Raw genomic sequence first — 249 nt, 5'->3', positions numbered from 1 at the left:
AATCTCTGGGCACGCCTGAAAGAATGGCGCGCCGTCGCCACCCGCTACGAGAAGACTGCCAGATCCTTCCTCGGTATCCTCTGCCTCGCAGCCGCCGCTGACTGGATCAAGCTCTAACAGACCCTAGGCTCAGGACCCATTGTCCGAGCCAGAAGGTGACGGTAGCGGCGAGGGTGATGGCGCTGAAGAAGGTGTGGGCACAGCGGTCGTAGCGCATGGCGATGCGGCGCCAGTCTCTGAGTTTGCCGA

At 62.2% G+C, this 249-nt stretch carries 1 pseudogene; it reads left to right on the top strand.

Annotation, left to right across the window (positions count from 1 at the left end):
* Window positions 1-117: pseudogene (locus tag CR165_RS24340) on the top strand (IS5-like element ISMex42 family transposase); the annotation flags it as partial.
* Between the last annotated feature and the right edge of the window lie 132 nt (window positions 118-249).

The sequence above is a fragment of the Teichococcus aestuarii genome (genome assembly GCF_003116135.1).
Classification (GTDB): domain Bacteria; phylum Pseudomonadota; class Alphaproteobacteria; order Acetobacterales; family Acetobacteraceae; genus Pseudoroseomonas; species Pseudoroseomonas aestuarii.
This window is presented reverse-complemented; position numbering and strand designations above follow the sequence as displayed.